The 14061-nt window shown below is 58.0% G+C and carries 10 protein-coding genes; 7 read left to right on the top strand and 3 right to left on the bottom strand.

Going from position 1 to position 14061, the window contains the following annotated elements; all coding sequences use genetic code 11:
* Positions 1-37: 37 nt before the first annotated feature.
* From L6R21_03310 to L6R21_03320, 3 genes are read right to left on the bottom strand one after another with little or no spacing between them, the layout of a single operon-like run.
* The gene (locus L6R21_03310) at positions 38-949 is read right to left on the bottom strand and encodes a hypothetical protein (GenBank protein MCK6558203.1); all 912 of its coding nucleotides are present in this window, start codon (positions 947-949) and stop codon (positions 38-40) included.
* Complete coding sequence (locus L6R21_03315) at positions 946-1482, bottom strand: hypothetical protein (GenBank protein ID MCK6558204.1); 537 nt, start codon at positions 1480-1482, stop codon at positions 946-948. Before L6R21_03315 ends, L6R21_03310 begins: the two co-directional genes overlap by 4 nt.
* Before the next feature lie 19 nt (positions 1483-1501).
* Entirely contained in the window at positions 1502-1819 is a 318-nt protein-coding gene (locus tag L6R21_03320) for a sulfurtransferase (protein MCK6558205.1), read from the bottom strand.
* A gap of 589 nt (positions 1820-2408) precedes the next feature.
* On the opposite strand from L6R21_03320, the gene L6R21_03325 reads away from it, so the two are divergent.
* From L6R21_03325 to L6R21_03355, 7 genes are all read left to right on the top strand, one after another.
* Complete coding sequence (locus L6R21_03325) at positions 2409-5690, top strand: PDZ domain-containing protein (GenBank protein ID MCK6558206.1); 3282 nt, start codon at positions 2409-2411, stop codon at positions 5688-5690.
* 225 nt (positions 5691-5915) lie between these two features.
* Positions 5916-6845 carry an RluA family pseudouridine synthase gene (locus L6R21_03330; protein ID MCK6558207.1) on the top strand — a complete coding sequence of 310 codons (930 nt, stop codon included), beginning with the start codon at positions 5916-5918 and terminating at the stop codon, positions 6843-6845.
* 276 nt (positions 6846-7121) lie between these two features.
* Positions 7122-7967 (top strand): prolipoprotein diacylglyceryl transferase, encoded by an 846-nt coding sequence (locus tag L6R21_03335; GenBank protein MCK6558208.1) that lies wholly within the window; start codon positions 7122-7124, stop codon positions 7965-7967.
* Between the two features lie 161 nt (positions 7968-8128).
* On the top strand, positions 8129-10672 hold the full coding sequence (gene priA / locus L6R21_03340) for a primosomal protein N' (GenBank protein ID MCK6558209.1): 2544 nt from the start codon (positions 8129-8131) through the stop codon (positions 10670-10672).
* 140 nt (positions 10673-10812) lie between these two features.
* Positions 10813-11541 (top strand): metallophosphatase family protein, encoded by a 729-nt coding sequence (locus tag L6R21_03345; GenBank protein MCK6558210.1) that lies wholly within the window; start codon positions 10813-10815, stop codon positions 11539-11541.
* 35 nt (positions 11542-11576) lie between these two features.
* Positions 11577-12749 carry a hypothetical protein gene (locus tag L6R21_03350; GenBank protein ID MCK6558211.1) on the top strand — a complete coding sequence of 391 codons (1173 nt, stop codon included), beginning with the start codon at positions 11577-11579 and terminating at the stop codon, positions 12747-12749.
* Between the two features lie 45 nt (positions 12750-12794).
* A partial coding sequence (locus tag L6R21_03355; GenBank protein ID MCK6558212.1) for a M23 family metallopeptidase occupies positions 12795-14061 on the top strand: 1267 nt, incomplete at its 3' end.

A 14061-nucleotide genomic window follows, 5' to 3' on the forward strand; every position in this document is an offset into this window, starting at 1 on the left:
GGCCGGAGGTGATTTGAGAGGAGGCGCGAACTGCGGCTTACGGCCGCGGCGAAGTGCCGAGCTTGGGATAGTAATACAAATGCACCGGCAGGCCGCGCAGCGATTCACTCAGCGTGTAGTAGCCTTTGCCCTGCGCCTGCCAGGCCACCGCTTCGCCTTGCGGTTCGAGAATGTAGGGCACGGGCGTGGCCGGTTGAGCGAAGGCCTGCCACAGATTTTGATCCGGCTGCCGCGGCCAAAAGTAAATCGCGACGTAGGTTTTGATCAAAATGCCGTCGCCGGACGGCGAAATGTCGCCGGCAACCACGCCGCCCAGACGCAAGGTCGCGACGTGCTCGAGGGTGAGCGTACCCGAAGTCGGCTGCGGATACACGGCGCGGTATACCTGACCAACGGTGTCTTGCTTGGAGACGAGGTAGAGATCTTTGGTGAGCGGATCGAGCATGAGCGTCTCCGCATCACGGCTGCCGTCGGGATATTGCACCGTGATCGTTTCCACGCCAGTGAGGGTGGTATCGAGGGGTGACTGCTGCGGCCGCACGCGCGGCTCGGGAATGCGATGAATGTATTTGAGGGGATGCGGAGAATAGTTGTTGCCGAGATCGCCAATGTAGAGGTAATCCACGCCCGGCACCGGGCCCGGACCGAGGGCGAGATCTTCCCAATCGCGCGCAGTCACGCCGGCGAGCGTGAAGGTGCCGAGATGCTTGCCGTTGGTGCTGAGCGCGAACAGCCGGCTGTTATCACCGGAATCATTGTGCGTCCACAGCACGCCGGGATTTTTGCGGCTGGCCGCGAGGCCGGAGGCTTCCGTGAGCGGCCGGCATGCCACCGCGCCGCGATCGACACGGCTGCCAAACGTGGGAGTTTGCGCGTGTGCCGCGAGCGGCTGCAGAGTTAATACCGCGCCTGCTGCCACCAGCAACCTCAAACGCAGGCTTGCGATCATCCTGCCTCCGGGTTTTCCTGGCCGGCAGCTTCGAACAAAGAAAGCTGCGAGGCGGCAGAACCTGCGCTGCGGCGGCTCAGCTCGAGCAACTCCTGCTCCAGCCAGCGGATGTATTGCTGGTGCGTCTTTCTGATTTCGAGGGCGCGCAGGCACAGCGCGCGCACGGCATATGCGAAGGCCGGCCAGTGCAGCCGCACACGCGCAGGCAGGCGCAAGTAAGTCGGCGCCTCATCGCAGAACAGCGGGCTGCGCGCCAGCGTCCAGATGTCACATTGTTTCTCGCCTTCGGGAATGCCGTTTTGGCCCTGGACCAAATGTGTCAACTCATGGCCGATGGTGTTGTAGCTCACCTTGCGGGCGCGCAAACGAATCAAGCATTGCTCGCGAACGGCGGCGCCGAGGTGGGCGCGGGTGTAGCCCACGGTGATGGTCTGGCCCTGCAGTTCGGGAAAATGGTGCAGGGCATTGTGCAGCATGTGCACCAATCGCCGGTTCAGGCGCTTTTGCATCGCGGGCGTGAAGCGGAAAGGCACGGCCTCCTCATTGCGGTTTTCAATACGCCGGCACCGAGGGGTCAACGGATTGCGACCACTGCGCGATGCCGCCGCGCAGATTCATAACGTTCTTGAAGCCCTTCTGTTCGAGAAAGCGGCAGACCTGCATGCTGCGGCCACCGTGATGGCAATAAACGACAATGGTGTCTTCCGGATTCATTTCCACCAATCGATGAGGGATGGCGCGCATGGGAATATGGAGGGCGCCCTCGATTTTGCAGTGGTCCACTTCAGACTGCTCGCGGACATCCAGCAGGACGATGGCTTCGCCTTGCAGTTGGCGTTGGTGCAATTCCACTGGATCGATTTGCTTCATCATGCCTCCGTCAGCTTGTTTCCGGTTCAAAAAAGGGGAGCCGAAAATAAGGAAATCCCGTCCGGCAAGCAAGCACAAATAACAATTGTGAAAACGGCCGGCCCGGAAGGACGAATCCGCATCCGTGTTACCCGATGCCATGAGGGCGCCCGACGTTGCCTCGCAGCGATCGGGAAATGGTATGATTGCCTTGCCTGCCAGTTGTTCCTAAGCCATTCAGCGATTGCAGCCGATGCTCTTTTCATCGACCTTCAGCCCTCGGCTGAGTTTCTGCGTCTCCTGACGCCTTCACTTCATTTTGCTGCGCCCGCGTTTTTCTGCACGCTGCCTGCACCGACGGCTGTGCCTGCCTAAATGCACTCTACTCATATTCGATCAATTGCCTTTCTGGCTGTGCCGCGCATGGCCCGCGACTGGCGGGCATGGCCGCCCGGAGGCTGCTGTAGCGGTTGGTAAGGCGAGACTTGCGTTTTGAATATCTTATGTTTATTTGAAGGGAGCAGGGAGGGAGTAGGAGCAGGAGTAAGAGTAGGAGTAAGAGTCAAGTGGTAACGAGATGGTGGCATTCAAAACCCGCAGGAGGTAAGGAATGGTTCGACGCACGCTGTTGGTGTTGTGTTGGCTGGCATTGGGCGCGCTGTCCGTGCGCGCGCAAGAGGAGGCGCGCTTGCTGCGCTTCCCTGCCATTCACGAAAATCAAATTGTGTTCACGTATGCCGGTGATTTGTACACCGTCGCCGCCACCGGTGGCTTGGCGCGCAAACTCACGAATCATGATGGCTACGAAATGTTCGCCCGTTTTTCGCCCGACGGCAAATGGATCGCCTTCACCGGGCAGTACGACGGCAACACCGAAGTCTTTCTGGTGCCCGCGACCGGCGGCGCGCCGCAGCGTTTGACCTATACCGCCACGCTCGGCCGGGATGACGTGGCCGACCGCATGGGGCCCAACAACATCGTGATGGCCTGGCGCGGCGACAGCAAGAGCATCGTGTTCCGTTCGCGCATGCGCTCGTTCAACAGCTTCATCGGCGCGCTGTTTGCCGTGACGCTCACCGGCGAGCCGGCGGAGCAGCTTCCGGTGCCGCGCGGCGGCTTCTGTTCCTTTTCACCGGATGACAAGAAAATGGCGTACAACCGCGTGTTCCGCGAATTCCGCACCTGGAAGAAATACCGCGGCGGCATGGCGGATGATATTTGGATTTACGATTTCACCACCCGGCAGACCGAGAATCTCACCAATCACCCCGCGCAAGACGTGTTCCCCATGTGGGCCGGCAACCGGATCTATTTTCTCTCCGACCGCGAGCCACACCAGCGCATGAACTTGTACAGCTTCGATCTCACCACCCGGCAAACGCAACGTCTGACGAACAACAGTGATTTTGACATCAAGTTTCCGGCGCTGGGCACGAACGCCATCGTTTACGAGTATGCCGGCGACATTTACAGGTTCGACCTCGCCACGCAGCAGGCACAAAAGGTTTCCATTCAAATCGCCGATGACCGCCTCAATGGCCGCGACGAGCTGCGCAGCGTGAGCGACGAAGTGACGAATTACGAAATTGCGCCGGACGGCAAGCGCGCGCTGTTCGGCGCCCATGGCGAAGTGTTCACCGTGCCGGCGAAATTCGGCGCCACCCGCAATCTCACCAACAGCTCGGGCGTGCATGAGCGTGATTCCAAATGGTCGCCGGACGGCAAATGGATCGCCTTCATCTCCGACCAATCCGGCGAAGATGAGATTTACCTTGTGCCGCAGGCCGGCGGCGCACCCACTGCGCTCACCCAAAACGAGACGACCTACAAGTACAGTCTGCTGTGGTCGCCCGACAGCAAGAAGATCCTGTGGGCTGACCGCAAACAGCGCCTGCGCTTCGTGGAAGTGCAAACCAAAACCATCACTGAAGTCGATCAATCGCCCCTGTGGGAAATTCGCGAGTATGCCTGGTCGCCGGACAGCAAGTGGATCGTGTATGCCAAGCCCGAAGAAGAGAGCCTGCAACGCATTTTCATTTACGGCCTGGATACCAAACGCGCGCAGGCGGTGACCGCAGGCTGGTATGCTTCGGGAAATCCCGCCTTCAGCAGCGACGGCAAGTTTTTGCTGTTTACCTCGAATCGCGATTTCAATCCCATTTACAGTTGGACGGAATGGAATCACGCCTATCAGGACATGGAGCGCATCTATCTGCTCACGCTGAACAAGGAGGTGGAATCGCCTTTCAAGCCGCGCAGCGATGAAGTCGAGATCAAAGCCGACACCGCCAAAGCCGAAACCGGCAAGGCCGCGGCCGCCAAGCAGGAGAGCAAAGAAGCCGCCAAGCCGCAGCCGGTGGTGGTCAAGATCGATTTCGACGGCCTGTTGGACCGGCTCGTGTCGCTACCGATCAAGCCGGCGAGCTACTCGCATCTGGTGACGGTGGGCGATCAAGTTTACTACCAGCGCAAAGGCAGCATGGACGAAAAGCCGCTGCTGTTGCTGTATGATCTCAAGGAGCAGAAGGAAACCGAGCTTGGCCAGATCGACGGTTTCGAAATTTCCTTCGATCAAAAGAAGATGCTGGTGGGCCAGCAGAAGAGCTACGCCCTCATCGATCTGCCCAAGGCCAAAATCGAGTTGAAGGATAAGCTCGATCTGAGCGGGATGGAGATGCGGTTGAACCGGCAGCAGGAGTGGCGGCAGATTTACAACGAGTGCTGGCGCCAGATGCGGGAATTTTTCTATGATCCCGGTATGCACGGCGTGGACTGGGCGGCGCAGCGCGACAAGTACGCGCCGTTGGTTGCCCATGTGAATAACCGCAATGATCTCACGTATCTGCTCGGCGAGCTGATCGGCGAGCTGAACGTCGGCCATGCTTATGTCGGTGGCGGCGACCGGCCCAGCGTCCGCCGCATTCAAACCGGGCTGTTGGGCGCCGAGCTGGAGCGCGATGCCGCTTCGAAGTACTACCGGATCAAGCGCATTCTGCGCGGCCAGAATTGGGACAAGAAGCTGCGCTCACCACTCACTGAAATCGGCGTGAAAGCCGCGGAGGGCAACTACATTCTGGCGGTGAACGGTAAGCCCACCAACACCATGACCAACATCTTCGAGGCCCTGCTCAATACCGTGGACAAGCAGGTGACGCTGCGCTTGAATTCCAAACCGGAGACGGCCGGCAGTTGGGAAACCACGGTGGTGCCGATCGGCGATGAAGCGGATTTGTACTACTACAACTGGGTGCAGAACAACATCAAGAAAGTCAGCGCAGCCAGCAACGGCGCGGTGGGCTATCTGCATGTGCCGGACATGGGCACGGGCGGCCTGAATGAATTCATCAAACATTTCTATCCGCAACTGCGCAAGCAGGCGTTGATCGTCGACGTGCGCGGCAATGGTGGCGGCAATGTCTCGCCGATGTTGATCGAGCGCCTGCGGCGCGAGTTGGTGATGGTGGATCTGCCGCGCAACTCCCGCCCGACGCCGGATCCCTACGCCGCCTTCCTCGGGCCGATGGTGTGTTTGACTGACGAGTTTTCGGCCTCCGACGGCGATCTGTTTCCCTACCGTTTCCGCAAATATCAACTCGGCAAGCTGATCGGCAAGCGCACTTGGGGCGGCGTGGTCGGCATTCGCGGCCCGTTGCCGCTGGTGGATGGCGGCCAATTCTTCAAGCCGGAATTTGCGAGCTATGATACTGAGGGCCGGGAGTGGATCATCGAAGGCCGCGGCGTGGAGCCCGACATCTTCGTGGACAACGACCCCGGCAAGGAATTCGCCGGCGAGGACGAACAATTGAACCGGGCGATTGCGGAAGTGTTGGAACAATTGAAAACCAAGCGTGCCACGCTGCCGCTGCCGCCGCCGTATCCGAAAAAGAACTGAGCTGCAACCGCTCACCGCAGCCTCGGCAGGCAGATTCGCTTCTGCCTGCCGAACTGCGTTTCGCCGACCGGCGCACGGCAGGAGCGGGAATCATCCGCTGGAGCGGCTTCTGTCGCCGGCCGGGCGCGGGAAATTTGCTTGCGCGGGCGGAATATTTTGCTACCTTGCGGCGAATGCGCATCACGCCGCTGCTGTGGGCGGCAGGCCTCAATCTGACAGGCAATTTTGCAGATCACCGTCAAACATACGCTCACGCTCGCTGACTACCTGCGCGCGCTGCATCCGGACACCTCGAAAAACGCCCACAAAAAATTGTTGGAGCATGATCGGGTCAAGGTGAACGGCGTGGTGGTGCGCCTGGGCAAGACGCTGTTGCAGCCCGGCGATCGCGTCGAGATCAGCCGCAAGGTGTTCCGCCAGCGGTTGCACCCGGAGCTTGACCTTCTCTATGAAGACGAGCATCTCGTCGTTTTGCACAAGAAGCAAAACCTGCTCACCATCGCGACGGAGAAGGAACGCGAAAAAACCGTCTATGCCTACCTCGCGTCCCACGTCAAGAGCCAGAATCCCGAAAACAAAATCTTCATCGTGCACCGCCTCGACCGCGACGCCTCCGGCCTGTTGGTGTTCGCGCGCTCGCAGACCATCAAGCGCAAATTGCAGGAGCAGTTTCGCAGTCACTCGACTACACGCGGTTACATTGCATTGGTCGAGGGCCGGGTGCAGCCGGAGTCGGGCACGCTGGAAAACCATCTGGCGGAGAATCGCGCCTACAAAGTCTATGTGACCGGTAATGCCCGGCACGGCAAGCTCGCAGTCACTCACTTTCGCGTTGTGCGCCGCGTGGCAAAGTACTCGTGGCTGGAAATCAAGACGGAAACCGGCCGCAAGCATCAGATTCGCGTGCAGCTCGCCGCCTTTGGCCATCCCATCATCGGCGACAAGGAGTATGGCAGCACGCGCAATCCGCTCAACCGCCTCGGCCTGCATGCCCACCTTCTGGGGTTCGAGCATCCGGTCACCGGGAAGCGGATGAAGTTCGAAGTCGAAGCACCGCTGCCCTTTCGCCGGATGTTTGCGCTCGCGCGTCCCAATTCAACCTCCCAACCGGGCGAGCCGCAGGCAGGTTCTACGAGCAGGACGCGAGAAAGGTAGTGGCCGACTGCCTTGAGTCGCGTCTGTCCAACAGCATCACCGCCCGGGCGCTTCGTCATGAGCAAGAGCGGGTGTTTTTCGACTTGTGCACGCTGCGGGGCCAGGCGCCCGGGCGGTTTCTTCATTTCCAGGCAGGCACTTATTCGCGGAAGTGGTCTCTCGCTGGGTCGTTCAATCGAATCTTGTGAGATGCTGGGCACGGTGCCGGATCTTCACATGATGCGAGCCGGGTGACTACGGTGGTGGCTATACTCGGCATAACCAAACAAGGGTTTCATGTTCCCCAAACTTTTCGAGATTGGTCCGCTCACGATTCACAGCTTCGGTGTGATGGCGGCGCTCGGCTTTCTCGCCGGCGGCTATTTGTTGGAGAAGGAATTCGTGCGCACGAAACTGCCGAAAGACGATGCCGGCCTGCTGGTGCTGGCGGCTTTTCTGGGCGGCATGATCGGCGCGAAGCTCTATTTTCTGATCGAACATCCCTATCTTCTCAAGGAAGATTTTTGGGGCAATGTTTTATCCGGCGCCGGCCTGGTGTGGTATGGCGGGTTCATCGGCGGCTTTGCCGCGGTGGTTGCGCTGACGTTGCAGCGCAGGCTGCCGCTGCTGCACATCGCCGATCTGTTCGCGCCGGTGCTGGCGCTCGGCCAGGCCTTTGGCCGCATGGGCTGCTTTCTCTCGGGCGACGGTGATTACGGCCCGCCTTCGGATTTGCCCTGGGCCATGCGCTTTACTGAGGGGGTCGTGCCCACGCGCCACAACGCGGAGCTGCAAAATCTCTATGCGCAAATGCACCCGAACGCGCCGATTCCGGACGACATTGCCGTGCATCCCACCATGTTGTATGATCTCGTGATTTTGCTGATCAGCTTTGCCATTTTGTGGCGGCTGCGGCGGCAGGCCTGGCCGGCCGGCACGCGCTTCGCGCTTTATCTCATGTTGATCGGCGCCGGCCGCTTCTTCACCGAATTCTGGCGGATGACGCCCAAGCATCATTTCGGGTTGCTTTCGGACGCACAATTGATCAGCCTGCTGCTCATGACCGCCGGTGTGGCGTTGCTGCTGGTGCGGCGGGGTAAGCCGGCCTTCAAGTCCACGGCTGCAACGCCGTCGCTGCGCTGAAATTCGCCGAATGCCATTGCCCGCTGCCACCGCGCGCCGGGGACTTTGGCCTGCTCCTTGTCACTTGACAATGCCGGGGCAAACCTCGTCAACGCAATGCAGGCCGCGCTTCCGTGGATTCTGACAAAAGTGCCAGCCTGCGTGGCTGATGATCATCTCCCATGCAATTTCCCTACGCTGAAATCCATTTTGCTCTGCCGATGTCGCGGGGCTACACCTACCGCATTCCGGAATCCCTGCTGCCGCTGGCCCAAGTGGGCAGCCGCGCCCTGGTGCCGTTGGGCAAGCGTGTCGCCACCGGCTTTATCGCGGCGCGCAAGTCCACCATCGACTTTCCTGAAGAAAAACTCAAAGACATTTTGGACATACTGGACGAGAGCCCGCTCTTTGATGTGACCCGGCTGGCGCTGGCGCAGTGGGTGGCGGAATATTATCTCGCCAGCTTGGGCGAAGTGTTGCGCACCATGCTGCCGCCGGGATTGGAAAAGGAAAGCAAGCAGGCTGTTCGTTTGATACACACGCCGAGCTTGAATGAGTTGACGGAGCTGGCCGGCCGCGCCCCACGCCAAGCCGAAATCGTGCAGGCCCTGCTCGGCAAGACCAGCTATCAAGTCGCGCATCTTGCGCGCAATCTGAGATACCACGGCGTGCGCGCCAGCCTGCGCAGCCTGGCGCAACAGGGCTGGGTGGAATTGTCGCAGGAAGTGGGCAAGCCGGCCGCGGCGCCGCTGCGCCTGACTTATGTGGAATTGACGGCCGCCGGCCGCCGGTTGGTGGAATCGCAGGGAACAGAGCAGGCTGCGCCGCACGAAGATTCGGTCACCGCAGCCGCTACGGGAACACCGGCGCGGGCTGCAACCAGGCTGCGGGTGAATGAAAAACAGTTGCAGGCTTTGCGCTGGCTGCATAAACAGGGCGAGGCTACACGGCCTTTTTTTCTGAAACGGACCGGGCTGGCGGCGGCGACGCTGCAAGCACTGGTGCACAAGGCGCTGGTGCAACTGCAGCGCAAGGAAATCGATCGCAACCCGTATGCCGTGCTGCCGGCCAAAGCCGAGCCGGTGACTTTGAACGAGGAACAGCGCGCAGCGGTGCAGCAAGTCACCGCGATTCTCGAACAGAAGTGCTTTGGCGTGTTTCTGCTGCACGGCATCACCGGCAGCGGCAAAACGCAAGTCTACATCGAGGCCATCCGGCATGCGTTGGCTGCGGGATTGGGCGCGATCGTCTTGGTGCCGGAGATTTCACTCACGCCGCAGGCCGTGGCGCGCTTTCAGGCAAATTTCGGCGCCAATATCGCGGTGCTGCACAGCCGCTTGAGCGCGGGCGAGCGCTTTGATGCCTGGCGCCGGGTGCAGCGCGGCGAGGCCAACGTCGTGGTGGGCGCGCGCTCGGCGGTGTTTGCGCCCCTGGCGAAGCTCGGTCTGATCGTGGTGGATGAAGAGCATGATGCCAGCTACAAGCAGGTTGATCCGGCCCCGCGCTATCATGCCCGCGACGTGGCGGTGATGCGGGCCAAGATGGCCGGCGCGGCGGTGCTGCTCGGTTCCGCAACGCCTGCGCTCGAATCCTACTATAACGCACGCGCCGGCAAGTATCACCTGCTGGAATTGCCCAATCGCATCGACAATGTGCCGCTGCCCGCCGTGCGCCTGATCGACATGATGCGCTTTCGCAAAACCGCGCCCGATCACGACGGCATTTTCTCGCGGCCGCTGTTCGAAAAAATCGTGGAGAAAATCGCGCGCCAGGAACAGGTCATTCTGCTGCAGAACCGCCGCGGTTTCGCGCCCATGATCAAGTGCGTGCATTGCGGTTTCGTGCGCCGTTGTGACGCCTGCAACATCCCCATGACCTATCACAAAATGGGGCATATGCTGCGCTGTCACTATTGCTATGCCTATGAGCGCGCGCCCGACACCTGCCCGCAGTGCAGCGGCCTCGATCTCATTTTCAAGGGCATCGGCACGCAGAAAGTCGAAGCGGCGCTCAAGACCCTGTTGCCCCAGGCGCGGGTGGTGCGCATGGACCTGGACACCACGCGCGGCAAGCTGGCGCACGATCGCATTCTGCACGAATTCGGCGAGCATCGCTATGACGTTCTGCTGGGCACGCAAATGATCGCCAAGGGTTTGGATTTTCACAAAGTCACTTTGGTGGGCGTGATCTCGGCCGACACCACGCTGTTGCGCCCGGATTTTCGCGCCGGCGAGCGCACGTTTCAGTTGCTCACCCAGGTGGCGGGCCGCGCCGGCCGGCGCAATCTGCGCGGCGAAGTCATCATTCAGACTTTTTCACCCACGGATTTCTGCCTGCTCTGCGCGCAGCATCATGATTTCAACCAATTCTATGCCGGCGAAATTCAACACCGGCAGGCGCTGAAGTATCCGCCCTTTTCCCGGCTGGCAGTGGTGGTGTTTCGGCACCAGGATGAAGAACGCGTGCGCGGCGTGGCGGATGACTTTGCGGCACTGCTGCGCAAATCCAAAACACCGATGCTGGTCTATGGCCCCACTCCGGCGCCGCTGCGCCGGATTCAAAACGAATTCCGCTGGCAGGTGATGATCAAGAGCGACGTGGTGCACGACCCCGGCGCCCGCTTGCTGCGAACGACCCTGAGCCAGGTTTATGCCTTTTTCTACAAATCCCAGGCGCGCCGGCGCCTGCGGGTCCATGTTGATATGGATCCGGTCGCGTTGATGTAAAGAATGGACTTGTATCGGCTGAGCCGGAATGTTATATTGCGGCACTTTTCAGCCAAAACCAGACCGGCCCTCACTTCAGCCCATCCCGGCTCGGTGCCGCTCGCTTTCACCACACCCAAAGATTCCTTGGAACGACGCGCATGCGCTATGGCTTGATCTCTGACATTCACGGCAATCTCGAAGCGCTGGAAACCGTGCTGGCGGAACTGGAGCAGGAGAAGGTCGATGCGATCCTCTGCCTCGGCGACGTCGTCGGCTACGGCCCGAATCCCGATGAGTGCGTCAAGCTGGTGCAGGCGCGCGCCGCGATCTGTCTGAAAGGCAATCATGATGAAGCCAGCCTGGATGAAACCGATCTGAGTTTTTTCAACTACGTGGCGCGCGAGGCCATCGAGTGGACCAGCGCGCAGCTCAGCGCCGAGGCCAAGCGGTTTCTGCGGCAACTGCCCTACACGCATGAATTCGATGACTTCCTGCTGGTGCACGCCTCGCCATTCGAGCCGCAGGAGTGGAACTACATCACCTCCTGGGAAGGCGCGGAGCAGAGCTTTCACGCCTTCCACCAGCACGCTTGCTTCGTCGGGCATTCGCATTCCCCGCTGGTGGTCGGCCGCAACCGCCTGGGCGCAATGCAATTGCTGCAGACCTACCCGCTGCGGTTCGAAGAACATCATCGCTATCTCGTCAACGTCGGCAGCGTGGGCCAGCCGCGCGATTCCAATCCGGCGGCGGCGTTCGGCATTTTGGATTCCGACAAAAGGGAATATGATCTGCGCCGGGCGGTGTATCCGGTGGCCAAAACCCAGAAGAAAATTCGCGCGGCGGGCTTGCCGGGCTTTTTGGCGGATCGGCTGGCAGAGGGGAGATAAGCGGTTCGTGATCTGATCTATATTGGAGAACAAATATGATCAAAAATCATCTCTTTGCAGCTTATGCCAGTTGCACTCTGTTGTGGTGCAGCATGGCAACCGATCTTGCCGCGCAAGAGTTGTCACAAACAGGTAAACAACTCACTTTTCGAAAGGCAGAAATTCCCATCGAAGGGGAATACATTGATGCGGTTTTTTATACCGACTCTCTATCACAAGAATTACGGCCTAAAATCATTATCAGAAAAGAAAGCGTTGATTTCATGACGCGCGCAGGCGCACTCCAGCATCGTGTCGTCACACGCACCGGGCGCTACGCCACGATTGCTGTGAATGGCAAGTTCATTGGCTTTTATCATCCCCGCCGTTTTGTTGTGTACAAAGACACGGGAGAATTGTTATGGCAGGATGCGCCACCGGAGGAGGGCAGCGAAGATGTGCCCGAGCGGGGGTATAGAATTTCATCTCAGGGCAATGTTTGCATCCTGCTGCGACGCAAAGGAAGTATCATTTTCCATAACCAGCACGGCGCAGTGCTGGCCGAGCATGCCATCACGGACGGAATGTCTCGCACTCTCGAAGGAGAATGGTCGTCCGACGGCCAGTATTTCGTGGTTTCGGCAACAATAACCGGCATGTATCGCGATAATCGCTTGTTCCTTTTCGATGCCCGAGGAGCGAAATTGTGGGAAAAAAGTATGGACAACCGATGGGCGGTTGAGAGGGAGTTTTCTCCGCAATTGCGATGGCTCCTCTTGATGTACTGGGATTTTGATGTCCGAAAGTCTGGTATTGCGATTCTTGCGGTACAAGATGGTTCGATTGCTCATGATTTAAGCCAGATTGATCTGTTTAATCCTGCCATTTCATCTGATGGAAAATATTTCCTGGCGAGGGGCAGCTATGTGAAGGGACAGCCCGGTCAAAAAGCCGCATTGTTTGATATTCAAACAGGAATCAAACGGTTTGAAATTTTCTTGCCCAAACGCATCCTCGACTATGTGATTTTCTCCGACGAAAGAGTTATTTATGTTTTGCACGATTCTGAAATAGTCAAATTGGATATGAGTGGTGCGGTTATCAGCAATTTTGCCTTTGAAAGACAGGAAGGGTCAGAAGATATTTTGCGCATCCATCGTGGATCAACCGCAGACCGTGTCCTTATACGAACTTCCAAGAGCTTATTATATATGAATGTGAGTGAGTGAATTCAAGGGTGATGAAAGCGAACCTCGGTTGAAAGGTCATAAGATATGTTCAAATTTCATGGCTTTTACCCGGTTTTTAAGGCAGATTACGTCATCCTGCCGGCTTTTTGCATGATGACGCTCACGATGTGCGCAGTTTCTCAAGCGCAGATCTGCCCTTCGCAGTCGTATCAATGGCCGGTTGCTCCCGGCGGAAATACGCAGCAACGGTTAAATTCCACTTTTATGGAATATCGCGCCGGACATTTTCACGATGGCATCGACATCCAGGCTGATTCCGGTACCTCCGTAATTGCATGCAGCGACAACATGAAAGTGGTGAGCATTAACGATATAGATACCTATGAGGGTCAACCAGACAAACAGATGTTTGTGCAGGAATTGAATTCTCCTTTTCGAATCTTTTTTTATGACCATATGCAATCAATAGCCACTGGGCTGACGACAGAGTCAATTTTGAGCACCGCAGGTGATGAAATTGGCATTACAAATTTCAGAAATCATCTTCATTTCAATGAAGGTGAAGATCATTCTGAAGTCCACCCGCTGCGCGACAACGAATCACTGTGCAGCTTTTCTGACACGACAAGACCCAAAATTACAAATTTTCGCGTCCACAAAGACGGGCAGCATGGTTACGATGCCCAAATGCCAAAAGATGATGACGGAATATACAATGTTACTGGCAGAGTAGATTTTCTTATGAAGGCGAACGACATCATCTCCGGGCCCGGAGGTTCGAACACCGGGCTTTTCGGAGTCGAGTATGAGATTTGGGACTCAACGCCAACCAAGCTGGCCGGTAACAGTATCTATTTTGACACAACATGGGTAGATAATCAGTATTTGCAATTTGCTTATGATACGATTCTTTCGAACTCTAGTACGTATTGGTACATATCCACCAATAAACTGACTTCTAACAGCTACTGGGATTCTCAAACCGTTGCTGACGGTGTTTACAATCTTTGTTTTTGGGCTGCTGATGTGCGGTTCAACTATCGCGATACCTGCTATACCATTAAAGTCGCCAACCATCCTGCTACTCCTGTCATTGAAGGCGCAATCGAGGGCGAAGAACAGGTGGAATTGACCTTCGGCGGTGCCGGCGCCACCAGCTATCGCATCTATTATGACACCGACACCGGCCCGCCGTATCAGGGCACTGGCGCAGACCAAGGCTCTTCTCCTATTGAAATCTCAGTCGATTCAACGGTCACCAAAACCGTTACGCTCACCGGTTTGACCAACGGCCAAACCTACCCCAAGTTCGACACTTCAATTTTTTTCGGGGCAGAATCGGGGGCGGCCG

Source organism: bacterium, from assembly GCA_023150945.1.
Classification (GTDB): domain Bacteria; phylum Zhuqueibacterota; class Zhuqueibacteria; order Zhuqueibacterales; family Zhuqueibacteraceae; genus Coneutiohabitans.